This is a genomic window from Erwinia persicina (assembly GCF_014838825.1).
GTDB classification, from domain to species: Bacteria; Pseudomonadota; Gammaproteobacteria; order Enterobacterales; family Enterobacteriaceae; genus Erwinia; species Erwinia persicina_A.
In genome coordinates this window covers 698,339-719,971 of record NZ_JACYMO010000001.1, presented here as the reverse complement: position 1 = coordinate 719,971, position 21,633 = coordinate 698,339, and the positions used below count along the sequence as shown (strand labels likewise).

17 protein-coding genes and 2 tRNA genes are annotated in these 21,633 nt (G+C 58.6%); 12 read left to right on the top strand and 7 right to left on the bottom strand.

Features of this window, described 5'->3' with window-relative positions; genetic code table 11:
• The first annotated feature begins 332 nt into the window (after nt 1–332).
• Nucleotides 333–1,121, top strand: a complete 789-nt coding sequence (gene phoH, locus IFU29_RS03330; protein ID WP_191932651.1) for a phosphate starvation-inducible protein PhoH — start codon at nt 333–335, stop codon at nt 1,119–1,121.
• A 50-nt stretch (nt 1,122–1,171) separates the two neighbouring features.
• Here phoH and IFU29_RS03325 read toward each other — a convergent pair whose 3' ends face one another.
• Both IFU29_RS03325 and IFU29_RS03320 read right to left on the bottom strand, forming a co-directional pair.
• Nucleotides 1,172–1,912, bottom strand: a complete 741-nt coding sequence (locus tag IFU29_RS03325; RefSeq protein ID WP_191932650.1) for an NADPH-dependent oxidoreductase — start codon at nt 1,910–1,912, stop codon at nt 1,172–1,174.
• A gap of 260 nt (nt 1,913–2,172) precedes the next feature.
• A tRNA-Ser gene (locus IFU29_RS03320) sits at nt 2,173–2,260 on the bottom strand.
• A gap of 249 nt (nt 2,261–2,509) precedes the next feature.
• On the opposite strand from IFU29_RS03320, the gene phoA reads away from it, so the two are divergent.
• A complete protein-coding gene (phoA, locus tag IFU29_RS03315; RefSeq protein ID WP_191932649.1) occupies nt 2,510–3,913 on the top strand; it encodes an alkaline phosphatase in 1,404 nt (467 codons plus the stop codon).
• A gap of 29 nt (nt 3,914–3,942) precedes the next feature.
• Here the strand turns inward: phoA and IFU29_RS03310 are convergent, their stop codons facing one another.
• Complete coding sequence (locus IFU29_RS03310) at nt 3,943–4,866, bottom strand: LysR family transcriptional regulator (protein ID WP_191932648.1); 924 nt, start codon at nt 4,864–4,866, stop codon at nt 3,943–3,945.
• An 86-nt stretch (nt 4,867–4,952) separates the two neighbouring features.
• Between IFU29_RS03310 and IFU29_RS03305 the strand changes: the two genes are divergently transcribed.
• Entirely contained in the window at nt 4,953–5,441 is a 489-nt protein-coding gene (locus tag IFU29_RS03305) for a GNAT family N-acetyltransferase (protein ID WP_191932647.1), read from the top strand.
• Between the two features lie 79 nt (nt 5,442–5,520).
• On the opposite strand, the gene IFU29_RS03300 is transcribed toward IFU29_RS03305, so the two are convergent.
• Entirely contained in the window at nt 5,521–7,392 is a 1,872-nt protein-coding gene (locus tag IFU29_RS03300; protein WP_191932646.1) for an amidohydrolase, read from the bottom strand.
• A 320-nt stretch (nt 7,393–7,712) separates the two neighbouring features.
• Between IFU29_RS03300 and IFU29_RS03295 the strand changes: the two genes are divergently transcribed.
• From IFU29_RS03295 to IFU29_RS03275, 5 genes are read left to right on the top strand one after another with little or no spacing between them, the layout of a single operon-like run.
• The gene (locus IFU29_RS03295; RefSeq protein WP_191932645.1) at nt 7,713–8,405 is read left to right on the top strand and encodes a hydrolase; all 693 of its coding nucleotides are present in this window, start codon (nt 7,713–7,715) and stop codon (nt 8,403–8,405) included.
• A 54-nt stretch (nt 8,406–8,459) separates the two neighbouring features.
• Nucleotides 8,460–8,711, top strand: a complete 252-nt coding sequence (locus IFU29_RS03290) for a DUF1427 family protein (RefSeq protein ID WP_191932644.1) — start codon at nt 8,460–8,462, stop codon at nt 8,709–8,711.
• 2 nt (nt 8,712–8,713) lie between these two features.
• Nucleotides 8,714–8,968 (top strand): XapX domain-containing protein, encoded by a 255-nt coding sequence (locus IFU29_RS03285; RefSeq protein WP_191933110.1) that lies wholly within the window; start codon nt 8,714–8,716, stop codon nt 8,966–8,968.
• A gap of 41 nt (nt 8,969–9,009) precedes the next feature.
• Nucleotides 9,010–9,396 (top strand): response regulator transcription factor, encoded by a 387-nt coding sequence (locus IFU29_RS03280; RefSeq protein ID WP_191932643.1) that lies wholly within the window; start codon nt 9,010–9,012, stop codon nt 9,394–9,396.
• On the top strand, nt 9,393–14,954 hold the full coding sequence (locus tag IFU29_RS03275) for an ATP-binding protein (RefSeq protein WP_191932642.1): 5,562 nt from the start codon (nt 9,393–9,395) through the stop codon (nt 14,952–14,954). Before IFU29_RS03280 ends, IFU29_RS03275 begins: the two co-directional genes overlap by 4 nt.
• 53 nt (nt 14,955–15,007) lie before the next feature.
• Here IFU29_RS03275 and IFU29_RS03270 read toward each other — a convergent pair whose 3' ends face one another.
• Together IFU29_RS03270 and IFU29_RS03265 are read right to left on the bottom strand one after the other, a co-directional pair.
• Nucleotides 15,008–15,622, bottom strand: coding sequence for a response regulator transcription factor (locus tag IFU29_RS03270; RefSeq protein ID WP_191932641.1), 615 nt, complete (start codon nt 15,620–15,622; stop codon nt 15,008–15,010).
• A gap of 383 nt (nt 15,623–16,005) precedes the next feature.
• Nucleotides 16,006–16,093: transfer RNA gene (locus tag IFU29_RS03265), tRNA-Ser, on the bottom strand.
• 195 nt (nt 16,094–16,288) lie between these two features.
• Between IFU29_RS03265 and IFU29_RS03260 the strand changes: the two genes are divergently transcribed.
• From IFU29_RS03260 to IFU29_RS03245, 4 genes are all read left to right on the top strand, one after another.
• The gene (locus IFU29_RS03260; protein ID WP_191932640.1) at nt 16,289–17,794 is read left to right on the top strand and encodes a peptide MFS transporter; all 1,506 of its coding nucleotides are present in this window, start codon (nt 16,289–16,291) and stop codon (nt 17,792–17,794) included.
• A gap of 84 nt (nt 17,795–17,878) precedes the next feature.
• Complete coding sequence (ghrA, locus tag IFU29_RS03255) at nt 17,879–18,817, top strand: glyoxylate/hydroxypyruvate reductase GhrA (RefSeq protein ID WP_191932639.1); 939 nt, start codon at nt 17,879–17,881, stop codon at nt 18,815–18,817.
• A 17-nt stretch (nt 18,818–18,834) separates the two neighbouring features.
• Nucleotides 18,835–19,572: a phosphatase gene (locus IFU29_RS03250; RefSeq protein ID WP_191932638.1), complete on the top strand. Its 738-nt coding sequence runs from the start codon at nt 18,835–18,837 to the stop codon at nt 19,570–19,572.
• A 36-nt stretch (nt 19,573–19,608) separates the two neighbouring features.
• Entirely contained in the window at nt 19,609–20,172 is a 564-nt protein-coding gene (locus IFU29_RS03245; RefSeq protein WP_191932637.1) for a TorD/DmsD family molecular chaperone, read from the top strand.
• A 72-nt stretch (nt 20,173–20,244) separates the two neighbouring features.
• Here the strand turns inward: IFU29_RS03245 and IFU29_RS03240 are convergent, their stop codons facing one another.
• A complete protein-coding gene (locus IFU29_RS03240) occupies nt 20,245–21,615 on the bottom strand; it encodes a CoA transferase (RefSeq protein WP_191932636.1) in 1,371 nt (456 codons plus the stop codon).
• Between the last annotated feature and the right edge of the window lie 18 nt (nt 21,616–21,633).

Sequence of the window (21,633 nt, the reverse complement as noted above, 5' to 3'; positions counted from 1 at the left end):
TGAAGAATATGAATTTGCTGTTGATTTTCGCATATAGTTTTCCACTCTGGAGATAGCGAATGCAGAAATCCTTTACCGGATCGTTTTATCAAAAGTCTCATTTCGCAAAACTTTGCGGGGAATACATTTCCTCTTCAGCTTTCTCTTCTTTTACAACTCAACGGCGTTTCCATTCCTTTAACCCTTTCCGGTGTTCAACAGACATGTGTTCTGGAGTGCATTCGTTTCAACGGCCAGACAAGGCTTAAAAGGAAGCCACGACCTCTAAAGCGTTCACGTAATCGCATCGACATAACGGATGCGGGAAATGAAACCAACTGTAAGGTGCCACTATGGGAAGACAGAAAGCAGTGATCAAAGCGCGTCGTGAAGCAAAACGTGTGCTTCGTAGCGATTCACGCAGTCACCGTCAGCGTGAAGAAGAGTCGGTCACCTCGCTGGTGCATATGGGTGGGCTGGATTCGATTGGCATGGCACGCGATACGCGCGACCACTCGGCCATTGAAGCCAGAAATGAAGCTCAGGCGCACTATCTCCATGCCATAGAAAATAAAAAACTGATTTTCGCCACCGGCGAAGCAGGCTGCGGTAAAACCTGGATCAGCGCGGCAAAAGCCGCTGAGGCCCTGATACATAAGGATGTCGACAGGATTATTGTTACGCGTCCGGTATTGCAGGCGGATGAGGATCTGGGATTCCTTCCCGGGGATATCTCTGAGAAATTTGCGCCGTACTTCCGGCCGGTCTATGACGTTCTGGTTAAACGTCTGGGTTCGTCCTTTATGCAGTACTGCCTGCGGCCTGAGATTGGCAAAGTGGAGATCGCCCCCTTTGCTTACATGCGCGGCCGCACATTCGAGAACGCCGTGGTGATTCTGGATGAGGCGCAAAACGTCACCGCCGCCCAAATGAAAATGTTCTTAACCCGACTTGGGGAAAACGTCACGGTCATCGTCAACGGGGATATTACCCAGTGTGACTTACCGGCTCATGTGAAGTCCGGCCTCAGCGACGCGATGGCGCGCTTTGAGGAGGATGAGATGATTGGCGTCGTGCGTTTTGATAAAGAGGATTGCGTGCGTTCCGAACTTTGCCAGCGCGCGCTGCAGGCTTACAGCTAATACCCGTTTATGCAGACAAAATCCCGGCGCATGCCGGGCTTTTTTTATGCTTATTTATCGATGCCAAAGCCCTGCTGCAGGATAGCGGGCTGAACGTCCGGGAAATAAATATTCTGGTAATAGCTGGCGGTATTGTTACCCCAGTTATCGCCATCCTCGCGCCCGGTGCTCTGCCAGTGAGCGACCAGCACCTGGTTATAGGCCTTGATGACGTCTGGCAGGATCGCCGCGTCGTAACGCTCGTGATGGCGGAAACCCGCCAGCGACATGCGCGGCTTCTGTACGGCCGGCTGGTCAATATAACCCAGTACCACGCCGGCGACCGGGAACGTCAGGTCGGGCAGGTTAAGCAGTTCGACCATGGCCTGCGGTTGACGACGGATACCGCCGATAGGCACCACGCCAAGGCCGTGAGAGCGGGCAGCGGTCATCACCGCACCCAGGGCAATACCGATATCGGTGGCCCCGGAAATCAGGCTCTCCAGGCTTTCATGAGCAATCTGCGATTTTCCTTCTGCTTCAATACCCAGCTGGCTTTTATACATATCCAGTACGAAGGTGATGAACACTGGAGCCTGGGCGATCCACGGCTGGCCGCCGGCAATTTCGGCAATGCGGGCGCGCGTGGCGGCGTCACGAACCACCACCAGAGAGACCTGCTGCGAGTTAACGGATGTGGGCGCACGCCAGGCCGTTTCTATGATGTCTTCCAGCACGGCATCATCAATAGGTTTATCAAGGTAGCTGCGATCGCTGCGATGGCTTTTCAGCAGTTGAGTGACTTCATTCATGGGGTAACCTGGTTGGGATTAAGAGTGGCGCAAGGTGCTAAGAATAGTGAAGGTGAGGACAATCCAGTAACCCGTTTGTGCGGCCGATCACATTTTGTACGGCACGACACGGCATCGCAGGTCTGCGGGCAGCCTGCGGCTGTGCAAAACGGCTGTCCTGCCGTTTTGTCGACCCCTTGCGAGGGTTCTTCACGCCCTCTCTGGCCGTGCCACAGGCAAAAAAAATGCCTGAACTTTCGCTCAGGCATTCTCTTGAAATATGGTGGTGAGAGAGGGGTTCGAACCCTCGATACGTTGCCGTATACACACTTTCCAGGCGTGCTCCTTCAGCCACTCGGACACCTCACCATATTTTTACTGCTGTCACCCGCAGGGGGCAACGGGGCGCTACTATAGGCAGTCGCGGTTAATGGGTCAAGCAGTATTTTTCCCTGTGGTTCTATTCGCTTAACCCATGAGCAATCAGAGAAAACAGCCCGTTATGACGATCGCCCGTGAAACCTGATGGTCATCCTGCTGACACGAAAATGAAATAGTTGTATCGCAGACTGACGCCTGGAAACATTAAGTTAAATTTATTCATGGAGATCGCCCAAAATGAAACATAAAGCTTTTGCTCTTTCCCTGCTGACATCCCTGATCTGCTCTTCCGCCGTGGCGGATATTGCCACCTATCATCGTGCCGCCCAGGGGGATATTACTCAGCCTGGCGGGGCAAGACGCCTTACCGAAGATCAGACCGAAGCGCTTAAAGCGTCACTGAGCAACAGCACAGCGAAAAATGTCATTCTGCTGATTGGTGATGGCATGGGCGATTCGGAAATTACCGCAGCGCGTAACTATGCAGAGGGCGCAGGCGGCTTCTTTAAAGGGATTGATGCCTTGCCATTGACCGGGCAGTACACCCACTACTCGCTGGATAAGAAAACCCATAAACCGGACTACGTGACTGACTCTGCTGCGTCAGCGACCGCCTGGGCCACCGGCGTAAAATCCTATAATGGTGCGATTGGCGTGGATGTGAACGGAAAGGATTATCCCTCGCTGCTGGAGCTGGCCAAAGCGGCCGGTAAAGCCACGGGCAATGTTTCTACCGCCGAACTGGAAGATGCCACCCCGGCTGCGCAGATTGCCCATGTCACCTCGCGTAAGTGTTATGGCCCGGTAAAAACCAGTGAACTCTGTGCCAGCAACGCGCTGGAAAAAGGCGGGAAGGGCTCCATTGCCGAGCAGCTGCTGAACGCCCGCGCCGATGTGACGTTGGGCGGCGGTGGCAAAACCTTCGCCGAAACCGCAAAAGCAGGGGAGTGGCAGGGTAAAACGCTGGAGGAGCAGGCAAAACTGCGTGGCTATCAGTGGGTGAACGATCTGGACGGCATGAACGCGCTGACCGAAGCCAGTGACGCTAAGCCGGTCCTGGGCCTGTTTGCCGACGGCAATATGCCGGTACGCTGGAAAGGGCCGAAAGCCACTTATCACGGCAACCTCGACGGTAAACCCATTACCTGTGAAGTAAATGCAGAGCGTCCGGCCTCAACCCCGACACTGGCGCAGATGACGGAGAAAGCGATTTCGCTGCTGGACCGCCAGGAGAAGGGCTTCTTCCTGCAGGTGGAAGGGGCGTCTATCGATAAGCAGGACCATGCTGCCAACCCGTGTGGTCAGATAGGGGAAACCGTCGATCTGGATGAAGCGGTGCAGAAAGCACTGGCGTTTGCACGCAAAGATGGCAATACGCTGGTGATTGTGACTGCTGACCATGCGCACTCCAGCCAGATTATTGCCAACGACAGCAAAGCACCCGGCCTGACGCAGACGCTGATCACCAAAGATGGCAGCCCAATGACCCTCAGCTACGGTAACTCAGAGGAAGACTCTCAGGGGCACACCGGCACGCAGCTGCGCATTGCGGCTTACGGCCCGCATGCGGCCAACGTGGTGGGACTGACCGATCAGACCGATCTGTTCTATACCATTAAAGCGGCACTGGCTCTTAAATAAAACGCTTTCCGGGCGGGTTACCGCCCGGTTCAGGCGAGCCCCCCGTCAAAGGCGCTGACGATCTTTGCTTTAATCCACTCGGTGGGTTCTCTTTTGGCGCTGCGCCTGTGCGAGAAGATCTTTACGGTAAAGGGCGGGGCGGCAAAGGGGAGTTTGAATATTTTCAGTCCTGCGGCCGGGGCGAAGATGGACGCAACATATGAGGGGATCGCCATCAGCAGCGGGCTGTCGGCGATGATAAACGGGGCCCCCATCATTGAGGGGGTCCTGATGGCAATTTTGCGCTTCAGGCCCAGCCGGGTCAGGTGCGTGTCCAGCAGCCCCTGTTTTTCATTCCACGGCGTCACCACCAGATGTCCGGCGGCCAGATACGCTTCCAGCGTGAGGCTGTCACGCCGCGCATCGCTCACCACCACAAACTCGTCGCTGAATAAATCCGTTTCTTCCAGATCGGGGTGCCCCCTTTCACCCGGCTCGCTGAAGCTCAGAGCCATATCCATTTCCCCGGCAAGCAGTTCGTTGAGCGCTGGGTTATGCGGCAAATGGCAGAGTTCGAAACTCAGGCCTGGAGCCTCATGTTGTAGCATCTGCATCAGGCGGGGAAACACGCAGAAAGCCGTATAGTCCGTCACGGCGATGTTGAACGTGACCTCGCTGGTCGCCGGGTCAAAGGCTTCTGCCGGGCAGAGATAGTGGTTAAGCGCCGCCAGATTCTGAGCAATGTGAGGGGCCAGCTGGCACGCGTAAACGCTGGGACTCATTTTGTGTCCGTCGCGAAAAAACAGCGGGTCCTGCAGAAACTCCCGCAGTCTGGAAAGGGCATGACTCAGGGCAGAGGTGCTCATCGACAGCTCAACCGCAGCCAGTCTCACGGAGCGATGCCGGTATACCGCGTCAAAAACGGGCAGGAGATTTAAATCCAGCCGCCGCAAAATAGGGTGCATGAAATTCATCCGCTATTGATTATATTGCACTTAATTCATCGAAGATTACCGATTATGCTGATGCTCATCAATCCCAATAAGTAAGTGATCGCGCTATGGCTATTTCGGTTCGCAAGGCCACCCCCGAAGATGCAGAGTCTGTCTACGGTATGATTGCCGGATTATCGGTGTACGGGCATGGACTGCCGCCGCCGCTGACCAGTGCAGAGGCGCTTGGCAGGACGCTGTTTGATCCGGCGGGCAATACCGAAGCTTTTATCTGCGAAATGGGCGGTGTGATGGCGGGCTTTGCTGTGGTCTCAGTCAGCTATTCCGCCTGGCTGGGACGCAGTGGGTTTAACCTGGAGGATCTCTATTTCTCTCCCGACTATCGCGGTCTGGGGGCCGGAAAAGCGTTGCTGCAGTTTATCGCCCGGCAGGCGGTACAGCGGCAGTATGGCCGGATTGAATGGAGTACCCTGAACTGGGATCAGTCGGCCAAAGATTTTTACCAAAGTATTGATGCGTTGCCCCTGAATGAATGGGTGCGCTACCGGCTTGACGGTGCGGCGCTGCAGCGATTTGCCGGGGCGGAGGCGGTCTGAATACGCCGGGAGGCGCAGATAAAAAAAACCGCCCCGCGAACAGGCGGGACGGTGGCAGGCAGGGGGGTTTACGCTGGCATCAGAAGGCGAAGCAGCTGCAGCCGAGCGCCCCCCAGAAGGCATTTTCCTCAGAAACTGGCAGACGAGCACCCCGGGCGACATCGTGTGAGTGACTGTGGACACCGCAGGGACCGCTGCACTGGTGGGGCTGCTGCTGCATGCCTACTCTGGCGGCGGGTGGCGCACTGCGATAGTGACCCGGCACGTTAACCACCGGCGACCACTCCGGCAGCACAGGGATCGGCGGTGGGGCTTCAGCGCTGAATGAACCGGCGGCGTACACAATATTGCCGTCGACAACGGTCAGGACGGACTCAATGCCCTTGATCTCCTCTTCCGGCACGCCGAAGTAGTCTTTGCTCAGTACCGCCATATCCGCCAGCTGGCCAACTTTGATCTGGCCTTTTTTGCCCTGTTCGCTGGAGAACCACGCGCTGCCCTGGGTCCACAGCATCAGCGCCGTTTCGCGATCGAGGCGGGCGTTGACATCATACATCTGCATTCCGCCTACGGTGCGGCCAGACACCAGCCAGTAGAGGGCGGTCCACGGATTATAGCTGGCGACGCGGGTAGCATCGGTTCCCAGGCCGACAGGGACCCCGGTTTCCAGCATCCGTGCTACCGGTGGGGTATGGCGGGTGGCTTCAATGCCATAGCGCTCGGCAAAGTATTCGCCCTGGAATGCCATACGGTGCTGCACGGCAATGCCACCGCCCAGCTCCTTGATACGGTCAATATTACGCTGCGTCACCGTTTCGGCATGGTCGAAGAACCAGTGCAGGCCGTTAAACGGGATATCGCGATTGACCTTCTCAAACACGTCCAGCATGCGGCTGATGGACTCGTCGTAGGTGGCATGCAGGCGGAACGGCCAGCGGTGCTCAACCAGGTGACGCACCACGCGCTCCAGTTCATCTTCCATTCCTGGTGCCAGATCAGGACGGGGTTCGAGGAAGTCTTCAAAGTCAGCGGCCGAGAAGACCAGCATTTCGCCGGCGCCGTTGTGGCGGAAGTAGTCGCTGCCCTGGCCTGGCGTCAGCATATCGGTCCACTTTTCGAAGTCTTCCAGCTCATGCCCGGGACGCTGGGTAAACAGGTTATAGGCGATGCGGATCGTCATCTGCTGCTTCTCGTGCAGTTCGGCGATCACCTGATAGTCCTCGGGATAATTCTGGAAGCCGCCGCCGGCGTCGATGGCACTGGTCAGCCCCAGGCGATTCAGTTCACGCATAAACTGACGGGTGGAGTTTACCTGCTGTTCCAGCGGCAGGGTCGGGCCTTTTGCCAGGGTGGAATACAGGATCATGGCATTGGGGCGGGCAATCAGCATACCGGTTGGATTGCCGTTGCTGTCGCGCTGGATCTCCCCGCCCGGCGGGTTGGGCGTGTCTTTGGTGTAGCCGACAACCCTCAGTGCGGCGCGGTTGAGCAGGGCACGATCGTACAGGTGCAGGACAAAGACCGGCGTATCCGGCGCAGCTTCATTAATCTCATCCAGCGTGGGCATACGGCGCTCGGCGAACTGAAACTCCGTCCAGCCGCCGACTACCCGCACCCACTGTGGGGTCGGCGTACGGAACGCCTGCTCTTTCAGCATACGCAGCGCATCGGCGACGGAAGGCACGCCTTCCCAGCGCAGCTCCAGGTTGTAGTTCAGCCCCCCACGGATCAGGTGCAGGTGAGAGTCGTTCAGTCCGGGAATGGCGGTATGGCCTTTCAGGTCGATGACGCGAGTGCCTTCACCGTGATGCTGCATCACCTCCGCCTGGGTGCCGACCTGCAGAAATTTCCCGTTACGGATCGCCACGGCATCAGCCAGCGGATTCTGGCGATCGACGGTGTGAAAACGGCCATTGGTCAGAATGATGTCGGCTTTATCGAGAGTAACCATAGTACCTCCTGAGGAGCTGTCTGGCGCGGCGGCAGGGCCGCAGACAGAGAGATGTCCTGCTGCAAGCGCAGGGATAAGTAAGTGACGGGATTATGATCGGCAGGTCAGGGAAACGTCCAGTTATACAAAAGGATAGGTATACCTTCGTATAGTTATACCTAGAGATAATAGTTTGAAAAGTCGATGCTTCCTACACTGCGTTCAGACAGTGGCCCCGACGACCGCTCACCGCCGGGCAGTCGATCGGGGAGCCACTCCGTTTCTTAAGGCCGGAACACCGGTCTCGTGACCTACCTCTATCAACCTCAATGGGAACCAACATGACCAAGAGCAAACTTGAAGTCCTGACGCCGCAAAACTGCCAGATTATCTTTATCGATCAGCAGCCACAGATGGCCTTTGGCGTGCAGTCAATTGACCGCCAGGTATTGAAAAATAACGTGGTGGCCCTGGCGAAAGCGGCCAAAGTTTTCAATATTCCCACCGTGTTGACCACCGTTGAGACAGAAAGCTTCTCGGGTAACACCTTCCCTGAGCTGCTGGATGTGTTCCCGGGCCAGGATATCCTTGAGCGTACGTCAATGAACTCCTGGGACGACCAGAAAGTGCGTGACGCCCTGGCAGCGAATGGCAAAAAGAAAATCGTGGTGTCCGGCCTGTGGACGGAAGTGTGTAATAACACCTTCGCCCTGTGCGCGATGCTGGAAGGGGATTACGAAATCTATATGGTGGCAGATGCCTCAGGCGGCACCACAAAAGAAGCCCACGACTATGCCATGCAGCGCATGATCCAGGCGGGGGTGATCCCGGTCACCTGGCAGCAGGTGATGCTGGAGTGGCAGCGTGACTGGGCGCACAAAGAGACCTACAACGCGGTGATGGATATCGCGAAAGAGCATTCCGGCGCCTACGGTATTGGCGTGGATTATGCCTACACCATGGTACATAAAGCGCCTTCCCGCCAGAAGAGCGAGCACCGTACGCTGGCCCCGGTCCCTGCGCCGGTTCGCTAATCTGTCCCGCGGGCGGCTCAGTGATGAAGCCGCCCGTTTAACTAAGGAGGCTCTGTGAGTCCTTTATTCCTCTCTCTTGGGGCGGGCGTACTGATTGGCTTGCTGTATGCGCTGCTCAGGGTCTGCTCTCCGGCACCGCCTGCGGTTGCCCTGGTGGGCTTACTCGGCATGATCGTCGGCAGCACCCTGGGCACTAAACTGCTTTACCATGATGCCACGGCGGCTGTTCCGGCGACCACCCGTCTGCCGGTCGTGGCGGAGCAACAGGCGCTCTCCCCGCAACCTGACGTGAAGCAGGCAGGCTGATGATGCTTAAAACCTATATTGTTTCGTTTTCCGCGGGCATCCTCGCCGGTATTGTTTATGCGGTGATCGACGTGAATTCGCCTGCGCCGCCGGTGATTGCGTTGCTGGGGTTGTTTGGTATGCTGGTCGGCGAACAGGTTATTCCACTGTGCCGGCGACTGATCCACCGCCAGCCGGTGACCCTGGCCTGGTTCCGCCAGGAGTGCGTACCTAAAATCAGCGGCACCCCCCCGCCGTCGGATGACAAAACCTCCTAAGGATGCGCCTCAGGGAGTGGTAAATCATTAAGGAAAACAGCATGAAGCTGTCGCAGCGCATTGTCGTTATCGATGATGAAGGTTCTGTTCGCAGTGGCTTGACCAATTTACTGCAGTCTGAGGGGTACCTGACCCGGTCATTTGCTTCGGCTGAAGCCCTGCTGTGCGATCGGGGGGCGCTTGAAGATGCGGCATTATTTATTATTGACGTTGAGCTCAGCGGTATGTCAGGGCTCGGTTTATTCCGTGAGCTGAACAGGCAACTGCAAAATCCCGCGGGGATTATTATCTCCGGCAACGGTAATGACGAAATGCACCGCGAGGCAATTGCGCTGGGAGCAATGACTTTTATGCAAAAACCCATTGATATTGATGCGTTATTCGAACAGGTCCGTCAGGCATTTTCCACCCGGACAGCGCGTCTGTGAGTTCGCTTCTGCTCTCTTTGAACAGCGCCGATGATGCGGGCTTCACGCTCAGCGAAGAGATGATCTTCACCCCGCTGGCGCAGGAAGGGAACGTCGAATGGTTACATGCCCGTCACCCTCTGACAGAGGAGGTTTTCGTGCTGGCCACGGCGGCCCGGGAAGAGGCGGTGTTGCCGGTGACCCCGTTGCTGAAAAATGAATTTTCACTGCGCAGCAAATTATCCCCGGCGTGGTCGCTGAAGCCGTTCCGGCACACCTTATATCAGGGACGCTACGCCCTGATGTATACCGCCTTTCCCTACCGTACGCTGGCAGACAGCGTCAGCCGCACGCCCGGCAGCCTGCAGGCGTTTTTCCGCAGGGCGGGGATGCTGTGTCAGGCACTCAGCATGCTGCATCAGCAGGGGCTGGTACACGGCGATATTAAACCCTGTCACTTTTTTTTAGACGAAGACAACAGCGTCCGTCTCGGGGGCTTCGGGCTGGCCTCCCTGGAAGCCGATCTTCTGCAGCAGACCCGGATGCCGGTCAGCGGCGGTACGCTGGCTTACATGTCACCTGAGCATACCTCGCGCACGGCACATCGCGTCTCCCGGGGCAGCGATCTTTACAGCCTCGGTATCGTGCTTTATGAGCTACTGACCGGCAAGTTACCCTACGGCAGCGCCGGGGGAGGGCTGGCAGAGTGGGTTCACCATCATATTGCCTCCGAGGCACTGCCGCCCCACCGGCTGCGCCAGGAGGTGCCAGACGTCCTGTCGTCGATAGTGATGCGGCTGCTGGCTAAGTCGCCTGAACAGCGTTACCGGACGGTTGAAGGACTGCTGGCCGATCTCCGGCGCTGCGAGTCCAACCTCAAGCCTGACGGCAGCCTTGAACCCTTCCCGCTGGGCTTGCAGGATGCGCAACCCTCCACACTGTCAGCCGATACGCTGTTTACCGATCACCCCCAGGCCGGTGAGATTCTGGCGGCGTTTGACCGCGTCAGTAGCAGCGGTAAACACCAGCTGGTGGCCATCTGCGGGTCGGAAGGCGCAGGAAAAACGGCCCTGATGGCGTCGGCTGTCAAAGGCCTGCTGCAGAAAAAAGCTTTACTGACGGCGGTGAGGGCAGACCAGCATTCTCCCGTGTTACCTTATGCTATTTTCATCTCTGCCTGCAGAAACCTCGTCCTGCACCTGCTGGGCCTGCCGTCAGAGGCGATGGCGCACTGGAAGTCGCATATTACCCGCCTGCTGGGCGACTACGCCGGACAGGCGATCGGCCTGGTGCCCGAACTTGGCATCCTGCTGAACCAGGCGGCGGTCGTCGACGACGATCCGCACTCCCCGGACGCCCGGAAACGCTTAAATCTGGCAGCATGCAGCCTCGTCAAGGCCTTTACGGCTCCCCTGCGGCCGCTGGTGATCGTCATTGATGATGTTCACTGGGCGGATCAGGCCACCTTTCAGCTCCTGCAGGATCTGCTGCAGTCGAGTGACGATATCCCCCTGTTGCTGGTGATTGCGCACCGGGATAATCTGTCCTTACCCTGTCCGGCCGTCGATGCCAGTCTTGAACGTATCCGCACGGCCGCCAGCCGCATCAGCGACATTACCCCGCAGCCGCTTTCCGCCGGATGTATTGCGCGCTGGCTGGCCAGACTGTTCCATTCGCGCAGCCAGGAGACGGTGGAGCTGGCGCAAATAATTTATGAAAAAACGGCAGGTAACCCTCTGGCGACGCGGGCGTTTTATCAGCAGGCCCTGCAGGACAATCATATTGTCTGGCGTGCGCCGTTTAAATGGACCTACGATTTTAATGCACTCAGACAGGCCCACTATGCCGCTAACGTTGCGGCAGATGTCTTACCGCACCTTGCAGCACTCCCCGACGCGGCACGCCGCCTGCTGGGCCAGTTAGCCTGCAGCGGCAGTAGTGGGACGCTTGACGTCACCGTCAGTATCCTTGGTCTTCCGCTCAGGGGCATCACGTCAACCCTGCTGCCGGCAGTGAACGCCAGGCTGCTTTCCCTTACCGGAAGCCACTACGCCTTTATGCACGCCAGCGTCTGTGACGCCGCGCGCGGGTTACTCTCCGCTGAGGACAAGGAGCACTTTCACCGTGCTGCGGCCCGGTATTACCTGCTCGCTTACTGCCAGGATAAGCACCACACCACGCTTTTCAGGGCTGCGCATCACGTTATTACCCTCAAGAACAGGGCGCGGCTAGCCCCAGATACAGGACGTTTCGCGCAGTTACTCCTCAGCGCCAGCAGGCAGGCGAGGATCGGCGGTGACGCCGTTTCAGCCTTGCGTTTTATCCGAGCCTCACACGGGCTGTACGGCCAGGCGGGGGCAGAAGAGCGTGGGGTGTTTCTGCTGGAAGAAGCGGAGTGTGAGTTTCTGAACGGTAATCTGTCTGCGGCGCTGGGGGTCAGCGCAAAAATTCTCGCCTCACCCGGTGACGTTATCGATAAAGCCGATGCGGCCAGTCTGATCGCCGAAATCCATATGCGGCAGTCTGACAGCCAGCGGGCGCTGGAAACGGCGCTGGCCTGGTTAGCCGTGTTTGGTATTGAGATGTCTCGCCACCCCGACAAAGCCGACTGTGATGACGCCAGGCTCAGACTGAAAGAGGATGTGGGGAAAAACCCCTACACCCGCTTTCGTTCCCTCCCGCGCCTGACCTGTCAGAAGACCGAAGCGATAATGGATCTGCTGGCCAGCGCCAGTACCTTCGCCGCCTTTACCTGCCCGCGTCTGCAATTTATGATCCTGTGCCGGCTGCTGCATATGACTCTGGCCCGCGGGATCAGCGGCGCGTCTACTCTGGCGCTGGCCTGGTATGGCGTGGTATGCGGCGACCGCTACGACGAGTACAGCCGGGGATTTGCCAGCGCACTGCTGGCCAGGGAACTGGTAGATAAACATGACTTTGTCCGTTATAAAGCCCGCACGCTGCTGCCGCTGGATCAGGTCAGCATCTGGACCATGCCGCTGACCTATGCCATTGAGTGCGCCAGAGCGACATTTGATGTTGCTGTTGAAACCGGGGACCGTACCTCTGCATGCCTGGCACTGCGCCACATCACCATGAATTACCTGGCGCGCGGCGATCATCTGGATGGCGTACATACCTCCATTACCCGCAGCATGGTGTATGCCCACAAAGCGCACTATCGCGATGTGGAAGTGATTCTGGGTATGCAGCTGGACTATGTGATGTTCCTGCGTAAACCGTCAGGAGAGCCATTCTCAGGCGAGGCGTTTACCGTGCCCGTTCTCAGCGGCGTGCAGCGGAAAAATGCCATTGAACCGGTGTTTCTGATGCAGTTCTGGACGCACCTGTACAAAGGGATGGCACACTTTTTTGCCGGGGAATATAAGGCTGCCTGCCGCTGCTTTACCGAGGCGGAGCCCTTTACCGGGCTGATCCCCGGGCATGTCCATATGCTCGACTTTCATCTTTACAGTGCGCTGTCGCGCACCATTCCACTGGAGCCTGCAGATTTCAGTGAAGACGACCGTCAGGGACTGATGCGTCATCTGGATAAAATCGCTCTCTGGTCCTGTGAGAACGAGAAAACCTTTGCTGACAAAGAAGCGTTACTGCGTGCGGAATTGTCCAGGCTGGAGCAGCAGCCTCAGCAGGCGATGGAGCAGTATGAAAAAGCCATTGAGCTGTCGCGCAAGGAGCAGTTCCACCATATCAACGGCCTGGCGTTTGAGCTGGCGGCGCGGCAGGCACAGGCCCGTGGCATGACCTTTGCCGCCGGGGCCTATCTGAGAGGGGCTCTGTCCGCGTGGGAGCGCTGGGGGGCGGGGGCGAAAGTCTGCCAGCTGGAAACGCGCTACCCTGATCTCGCCCGGCAGCCGGCCCACACCGCGCTCAATACGGTCACCTTTGAACAAAGCGCGGCGATGAGCGATATGCAGAGCATGGTTACGGCCATGCGGGCACTGACGGAAGAAATTAATCTCGATCGCCTGATCCACACCCTGATGGTGATGCTGGTTGAACGGGCCGGGGCACAGCACTGCCTGCTGATCCGCCTGACCGGGGGCAATATACCGGAGATTCAGGCCAGGGCGTCGAGCACCGTCGACGGGGTGCGGGTCCGAAGGGTGAAGGAGCTGCCGGTGGCGACGGATTTGCCGCTGTCCGTGTTATCTGCCGTGATCCGTACCGGACAGGAAATTCGCACCGGTAAACCGGACGTGTTCAGCCCCTTTAGTCAGGATAATTACCTGGTCGCCTCCGGCGCGGCGGTGATGTGCGTACCGATGTTCCGTCAGGGGAAGATGGTAGGCGTGCTGTATCTGGAAAACCGCCTGATGCCGGATGTGTTTACCGCCGAGCATTCGCGGATTGTTGCCATGCTGGGTGCGCAGGCCGCTGTTTCGCTGGAAAATGCCCTGCTGTATGCCGACCTGGTTGATGAAAATATACAGCGCGGCAAAGTCGAGAAACAGCTTCGTGCCAGCCAGACCTCGTTAATGCTCGGTGAAAAGATCAGCCATACCGGCACCTGGCACTGGCATCTTGCGCCGGATATTCAGTATATTTCCGATGAATATAAACGGATTATGGGACTGCCGGCCGACCAGACCCGCACCTCAATGGCCGAGTTCCAGCGCCGCGTCCACCCGGATGATATTGACTGTCTGAAAGAGCTGATTGAAACCAGCGTGCGGCAGGGCGTCAGCATGCGGGCAGAATTCCGCATTATCCGCGATGATGGTGAATGCCGTTATATCAAAGGCATTGGTGAACCTGTCGAAAACTGGCCCGAGGTGGCGGAGTTCTTTGGCACGCTGACGGACATCACCGCACAGCGTCACGCTGAAAACGCCGTCAGAATCGCCCAGGCGGAGCTGGCCCGCGTCGCCCGCGCCACTACGGTGGGGCAGCTGACCTCCTCGATTGCCCATGAAATTAATCAGCCGCTGATGTCGATTGTCGCTAATGCGGGTGCCAGCCTGCGCTGGCTGAAACGCGACCCGCTGCACCTTGAAAACGCCAGCCAGAGCCTGGAAGAAATCATCAAAGAAGGCCGCCGCGCCGGGGAGATCATTCGTGGACTGCAGGCGCTGACCCGGAACAGTCAGTCAGCCTTTTCCCCAACCAGGCTGCACCTGCTGGCCCGGGATATCTTGAGCCTGTCACGGCTGGAGCTTGAGCGGCGCAGCGTGTCACTGGAGCTGGAATTCAACGCCGAAACCGACGAGGTCATCGGCGAAAGCGTTCAGCTCCAGCAGGTGCTGCTGAATCTGGTGATTAACGCGATTGAGGCTATGTCGGATAATCCGGGGCCGCGCACCCTGCGGCTGGCTTCGTCTAACCCCGGCGGGGAGGTGATCCGCATTGAGGTGGCTGACAACGGCACCGGGATGTCAGACGAGGTGATCGGCAGAATATTTGATTCTTTCTACACCACTAAAGCGGAAGGGATGGGCGTGGGGCTGACCATCAGTCATGAGATCATCAAACGCCACGGTGGCGTCCTGAGTGCGGAAAACCGGCCCGGTGGCGGTAGTCTGTTCTGGTTTACGCTGCCGCTGAACAGGGCGCAATGACTCTGAGCGACAGGCCGCCGGGACGGGCGGCTTTATCATGGCCTGGGGGCAGGTTATTCGTCCTGAAACAGGTTCAGCTTTTCGGCCGCCCGAACCAGTTCTGACACCGAACGCACCTGCATTTTATCCATGACTCTGCGCTTATGCACTTTCGCCGTGATCTCACTGATGCCCATTTCTGCGGCGATCTGCTTGTTGAGTAATCCACGCGTAACCCACTGCATCAGCTCTTTCTCCCTGGGCGTCAGTGAGTGAAAGCGCCCGGTGAGTCCCACTTTTTCCTGTGAAGCGGTCATGCTTTTCTCAGCCAGCTGCAGGGCGTCACGCACCACGTTCAGCAGCTCGTCAGGCATGACCGGTTTGGTGAGGAATTCGAATGCACCGGCTTTCATTGCCCTGACGGTGATCGGAATGGTGCCGAACCCGGTGAGGAAAATAGTGGGGATGGTGTAACCCCGTGCGGTGAGGCTGTGGGAGACGTCAAAGCCGTCAGGACCGGGCATATTCAGGTCAACAATCAGGCAGGATGGGGTGTGGTACTGAGGCTGGGATAAAAATTCGTCAGGGGACATAAAAGCGGATACTGAATAGCCCTCTGAGCTCAGAAGGTTTCGCAGGGCGGTGATGATGGATTCGTCATCATCAACGAGATACACCGTTTGATTCATAAACGCTCATTTATATTTTACGACTTCTTTTAGCGTTCCAATATACCTTTTATTGGGGTTAACCGGAATGATAAAACTAACCTGAAAACGGCTGTCCTGCCGTTTTGTCGACCCCTTGCGAGGGTTCTTCACGCCCTCTCTGGCCGTGCCACAGGCAAAAAAAATGCCTGAACTTTCGCTCAGGCATTCTCTTGAAATAGGGTGGTGAGAGAGGGGGCTCACGCGCGCCATCCCTGGCGCTCGCCCTGCGGGCAGCCTGCGGCTGTGCAAAACGGCTGTCCTGCCGTTTTGTCGAACCCTTGCGAGAGTTCTTCACGCCCTCTCTGGCCGTGCCACAGGCAAAAAAAATGCCTGAACTTTCGCTCAGGCATTCTCTTGAAATATGGTGGTGAGAGAGGGGTTCGAACCCTCGATACGTTGCCGTATACACACTTTCCAGGCGTGCTCCTTCAGCCACTCGGACACCTCACCATATTGTTGCCACAGCCGGGACTGCTGACCGGCGCTAATGTAGGGGATAAGGCCCGGTGCGGTCAACCGTCATTCCAGAAAAATGTGTGCGTTTAGTCAGTTTTACACCACTTTGCTGATTTAAACGGCAGTAGCACCGATCAATCCCCACTTTACCCCCTATCCGTGCCGCCCCGGACGGTGAAAAGGTGCATAATGATCCGCTTCATTTGGCAGGAAATACTGAGGTTAGTTGTGGAGCAGTCCAACCCTATACCCCAACAGCGCGTGCCGGGCGGAACCGGTGCGCTGTTCTTTATTCAAATCTTCGCCACCATGGGCTTTGCCGTGCTGTATTCCAGCCTGGTGCTGTACGCCACTAAGCGATTAGGGTTCAGTGAAGGGCAGGCCAATACCATGATGGGCGTATTTGGCGCCTTTAACTACGGGTTACATCTGTTTGGTGGCTATCTGGGAGGGCGTTTTCTCAGCAACCGCAATCTGTTCGTGCTGGGCATGGTGCTTCAGGTGGCAGGCTGCTGGACACTCTCCGGGCAGAGCGCCGAAGGGCTGTACTGGGGGCTGGCGATGTTCCTCACCGGCAGCGGCCTGAATGTCACCTGCATCAACATGATGCTGACCCAGCGTTTCAGACCGGAAGATAACCGCCGTGAGAGCGCCTTCCTGTGGAACTACGCCGGGATGAACCTCGGGTTCTTCCTCGGGTTTACCGGTGCGGGCTATTTCCAGCTGAGTGAACACTATGAGGCGTTGTTCCTGTTTGCCACCGTCGGTAATGCTGTTGCCATTGTGATCTCGCTGCTGTGCTGGAAAATCCTTGCTGATATCAATACCCCGCTGCTCCAGGCCAGTCCGCGTCAGTTCCGCTGGCGGATGCTCGGCGGGCTGGCGGTGCTGCTCCTGCTGGTGCCGACAATCCGGCTGATGCTCAACCACGCGGGCTTTACCGGAACCTTTGTCCTCGTGCTGGGGGCGGCGATATTTCTGCTGCTGTGCCTGACCACGCTGCGCCACCGGCCTCGCGACGAGCAGCGCCGGATGGGCGCATACCTGATCCTGGCGCTCGGTTCACTGGTGTTCTGGACGCTGTATCAGCTGGCGCCGATGGGGCTGATGCTGTTCACCGAACACAATATCAACCTCAACGTCTGGGGCATTCGTGTGGCTCCGCAGTGGGTACAGAATATCAATACGCTGGTGATTGTTATCGGCGGGCCGCTGCTGGCGCTGCTGTTCCGTAACCTGCGTGAACGCGCATGGCGCATTGATATTCCGCTACAGTTCTCTGCTTCTTTATTCTTCATTGGTCTTGGTATGCTGGTTCTGCCGCTGGGTATTGCGCTGGCGGGGGGCGATGGCATTGTGGCGTTCAAATGGATCGTCATCAGCTACGTCCTGCAGAGCATCGGTGAGCTGCTGATCTCACCCATCGGTTACGCGATGATCGGCAGGCTGGCTCCGCCACGCTATCAGGGGATGATGATGGGCTGCTGGATGATGGTCACCGGCGTGGCGTCAGTGCTGTCGGGCCACGTCTCCGCGCTGATGCCGGAAAATAGCGGCAGCACGCCGCTGCTCACCAACCCGGGCTACAGCCATATCTTCAGCCTGCTGGGCTGGGGCAGCGCCGCGACTGGGTTGCTGCTGGTGTGCCTGATCCCTTTCTTACGTCGTCTGATCCAACAGGTTGAACACCGCTAACCAGACCGGGGCAGACCGCTGCCCCAGATTTCACTTGCCAGCTGCGCGGTTTTCTACCATAAACAGAAAAACAGGAGAAAAAACGTGGATATCATTTTTTATCATCCGTTCTTTAAGGCAGAAACCTGGATCAACGGATTGCAGCAGCGGTTACCCCATGCCCGGATCCGCCCGTGGCAGCCCGGTGACAACGCCCCGGCTGATTACGCGCTGGTGCGCCAGCCGCCGGTGGAGATGCTGGCGGGGCGCAAGCTGAAAGCCGTATTTGCGCTAGGGGCAGGGGTGGACGATATCCTTGGTCAGCTGCGGGAAAATCCCGATATGCTGTCGCCGGGCGTGCCGCTGTTCCGCCTGGAGGATACCGGCATGGGCCGTCAGATGCAGGAGTACGCCGTGTATCACGTGCTCGGCTGGTTCCGCCGCTTTCCTGAATATCAGAAACAGAAAAATGAAACGCTCTGGCACCCTCTGCCTAACCGCAGCCGCAGTGATTTCTCCATCGGCATTCTGGGGGCCGGGGTGCTGGGCCGTAGCGTGGCGCAGAGCCTGCTGGCGTGGGACTTTCCGGTTAGCTGCTGGAGTCGCTCACCCAAGCAGATCGATGGCGTCACCAGCTTCCACGGGGAGGCGGGGCTGGGCGCGTTTCTTTCTTCCACCCGGGTCCTGATTAACCTGCTGCCAAATACGCCCCAGACGGCAGGTATTCTGAACCGGGCGCTTCTCAGCCAGCTGCAACCCGGCGCATTCCTGCTGAACCTGGCGCGCGGGGCGCATCTGGTGGAGGCCGATCTGCTGGCAGCGATGGAGGCCGGAGAGGTCAGCGCCGCCGCGCTGGACGTCTTTAACCATGAGCCGCTCCCGGCGGAACATGCGTTCTGGTCGCATCCGGATATCGCCATCACGCCGCATAATGCGGCTGTAACCTTACCCGACGAAGCTATGGACTACATTGCGCAGGCGGTACTGCGATGCGAGCGTGGCGAAATGCCACCGGGGCGCGTGGATATCAGCCGTGGCTATTAAATAAAAGGAGAGAACTCATGTACCCCGTTGACCTGCATATGCACACCGTCGCCAGTACCCATGCCTACAGTACGCTACGTGACTACGTTTTACAGGCACAGACCTGTGGCGTAAAGCTGCTGGCGATCACCGACCACGGCCCGGATATGGCCGATGCCCCGCACTACTGGCACTTCGTTAATATGAAAGTCTGGCCGCGCGTGGTCGACGGCGTTGGCATCCTGCGCGGCATTGAGGCGAATATTAAAAATGTTCAGGGCGAGATAGACTGCAGCGGGCCGATGCTGGACTCGATTGATATTATCGTTGCCGGCTTCCACGAACCGGTGCTGGCCCCGCAGGATAAGGCGACCAATACCGCAGCGATGATCGCCACGATGGCGAACGGTCTGGTGCATATCATCAGCCACCCGGGCAACCCGAAATACCCGATCGACATTCAGGCGGTGGCCGAAGCCGCCGCGAAGTACGACGTGGCGCTGGAGCTGAATAACTCCTCCTTTACCACCTCCCGTCTCGGGAGTGAACCGAACTGCCGCGCGGTGGCCGCTGCGGTGCGCGACGCCGGGGGACGCCTGGCCCTGGGCTCGGATTCGCACACCGCATTCACCCTCGGTAACTTCGATCACTGCCTGCGCATTATGCGCGAGGTGGATTTTCCCGAGGATCGCGTGTTAAATGTCACGCCGCGCCGCCTGCTGGACTTTTTAACCCTGCGCACCGGCAGAAAGATTCCCGAATTTGCTGATATGTGACACTGTCACACATAACCCCTAACGGAACTGAAAGACATGAATGAGTTTTCCATCATCTGCCGCATTCTGGGCTCGCTGTATAATCGCCAGCCTCAGGACCCGCTGCTGGTGCCGCTGTTCACCCTTCTGCGTGAAGGAAAGTTACAGCAGCACTGGCCGCTGGAGCAGGATGAGCTGTTAACCCGCCTGCAGCAGCACAGCGATCCCGCTCTGCTGGCCGCTGATTACAATGCGCTGTTTGTCGGGCCTGAATGCCAGGTGTCGCCGTATGCGTCGCAGTGGGAGAATGGCCCGCAGGAGGCTGATGTCCGCGCCTTCCTCGGCCAGCGTGGAATGCCACTGACCGACGCGCCTGCCGACCATATTGGCGCGCTGCTGCTGGCTGCGTCCTGGCTGGAAGATCAGTCAGAAGAGGATGAGAGTCAGGCGCAGATCCAGCTGTTTGATCATTTCCTGATGCCGTGGGTAGGTGCCTTCCTCGGCAAGGTTGAGGCGCATGCAGAAACGGCGTTTTACCGCACGCTTGCCGCCATCAGCCGTGAGGCCATCCAGGCGATGCGTGACGAGCTGGAAGATGAGGCACAGGGCACGCCGGAATAACGGCTGTTGTGCGCATTAAACAGGCCGCTCCTCACCGGGGCGGCCTTTTTTTATCCGTCAGCCGGTCGGACATCAGCGCCAGGCGGGCGGGGCGGAGCCGAACGGGGAAGGGGCGCGGGACCAGGCCAGCGGGGTGCCGGGCAGCCAGAACGGCGAGCGCAGCCGGTAGCTGATACCCCATGGAGAAATCAGCGCCTCCGGGTCGTCGTCCTGCGGCAGGCGCGGCCCGAGACCGGCAGGCCGTGCGTCCTGCGGATAAGGCGCATCGGTCAGCAGGCAGGCGGTACGCGCCAGCGACAGGCGGGCGGTAAAACCGGTGCGGTGCAGCAGACGCTGACGTAATCCCTCCAGCACGGCGGCGGCCATCATATAGCCGGTTGCGTGATCCAGCGCCTGCACCGGCAGCGGCACGGGGGCATCACTGCCCTGCCACAGGCGGCCGCGCCCGGCGATGCCGCAGGCCATCTGCACCAGGCTGTCAAATCCGCGCCGGTCGCGCCAGGGGCCGGTCCAGCCCCAGGCGTTCAGGCTGACCTCTACCAGCCCCGGCTTCCGCTGCTGCAGCGCCTCGCTGTCATAACCCAGCTGGCTCAGTGCATCAGCGCGGTAGCCGTGAACCAGCACATCGCTCTGGCTGAGTAACTGCTCAAACTGGCGGCGGCCGTCGGCGGTTTTCAGATCGAGGCGGGCACAGCGTTTTCCGGGGGTGATCTCTTCCTCCAGGGAAGGTTCCTGCCAGCCGGGTGGGTCAATGCGCAGCACCTCTGCCCCCAGCCCGGCCAGAAATCGGGTGGCCACCGGACCGGCAATAATCCGCGTCAGGTCAAGCACGCGCACGCCGAGCAGCGGCCGTGCCGCCGGCAGACGCCACGCCGGGGCCGGGCCGCAGGCCTGCAGCGTTTGTGCGATCAGCGATTCCCGGCTGACGCTCTGCCCCTGCGGATGCTGCTGCCATTCGCTGTAACTGCGCAGGGCGGCGGCGCAGCCGCCTGCATCCACCACTGCCTGTTCCAGATCGCTTTTATTCCATGTGGCTACGGCGGCAGCCAGCCGCGGACGGCTGGCGTGTCGGCCCAATACCTGCTCCATCGCCGCCCGGTGATGCGGGGCGTTAGTGTGCAGGCGCAGCCAGCCGTCCGCCGTGGCGTAGTCCCCGGCAAAAGGATCCCACAGGGGCGGGGACGGGCGGTTAACCGGGCGCAGAGCCTGCTGAAACCAGCGCGAGGCCAGCGTGCCGTCGACCGTCACGGTAGCTGCCGCCCCGATCAGGCTGGCGGTAGCCTGCGCGGCGAGGCCGACGCTGGTGGCAGCCAGTTCGCTGACCGGGTAAGCGGAGACCAGTGCCCGCTCGCCGGTGAAGCGGAGTTCAGGCAGGGGCGTGCTGCTGTTACGCAGCCCGTGCCACAGCTGTTGCCACAGGGCAGTGGTCAGGCGATGATCCATTCGGCTCTCCTTGGTCGT

Excerpts from the sequence above, each read along its gene's own strand:
- IFU29_RS03310 (WP_191932648.1), bottom strand. The coding sequence starts at position 4,866 with ATGAATTTCATGCACCCTATTTTGCGGCGGCTGGATTTAAATCTCCTG.
- IFU29_RS03285 (WP_191933110.1), top strand. The coding sequence starts at position 8,714 with ATGCTTAAAACCTATATTGTTTCGTTTTCCGCGGGCATCCTCGCCGGT.
- IFU29_RS03305 (WP_191932647.1), top strand. The coding sequence starts at position 4,953 with ATGGCTATTTCGGTTCGCAAGGCCACCCCCGAAGATGCAGAGTCTGTC.
- IFU29_RS03325 (WP_191932650.1), bottom strand. The coding sequence starts at position 1,912 with ATGAATGAAGTCACTCAACTGCTGAAAAGCCATCGCAGCGATCGCAGC.
- IFU29_RS03295 (WP_191932645.1), top strand. The coding sequence starts at position 7,713 with ATGACCAAGAGCAAACTTGAAGTCCTGACGCCGCAAAACTGCCAGATT.
- IFU29_RS03280 (WP_191932643.1), top strand. The coding sequence starts at position 9,010 with ATGAAGCTGTCGCAGCGCATTGTCGTTATCGATGATGAAGGTTCTGTT.
- IFU29_RS03245 (WP_191932637.1), top strand. The coding sequence starts at position 19,609 with ATGAATGAGTTTTCCATCATCTGCCGCATTCTGGGCTCGCTGTATAAT.
- IFU29_RS03240 (WP_191932636.1), bottom strand. The coding sequence starts at position 21,615 with ATGGATCATCGCCTGACCACTGCCCTGTGGCAACAGCTGTGGCACGGG.
- phoA (WP_191932649.1), top strand. The coding sequence starts at position 2,510 with ATGAAACATAAAGCTTTTGCTCTTTCCCTGCTGACATCCCTGATCTGC.
- IFU29_RS03260 (WP_191932640.1), top strand. The coding sequence starts at position 16,289 with ATGATCCGCTTCATTTGGCAGGAAATACTGAGGTTAGTTGTGGAGCAG.
- IFU29_RS03250 (WP_191932638.1), top strand. The coding sequence starts at position 18,835 with ATGTACCCCGTTGACCTGCATATGCACACCGTCGCCAGTACCCATGCC.
- IFU29_RS03300 (WP_191932646.1), bottom strand. The coding sequence starts at position 7,392 with ATGGTTACTCTCGATAAAGCCGACATCATTCTGACCAATGGCCGTTTT.
- phoH (WP_191932651.1), top strand. The coding sequence starts at position 333 with ATGGGAAGACAGAAAGCAGTGATCAAAGCGCGTCGTGAAGCAAAACGT.
- IFU29_RS03270 (WP_191932641.1), bottom strand. The coding sequence starts at position 15,622 with ATGAATCAAACGGTGTATCTCGTTGATGATGACGAATCCATCATCACC.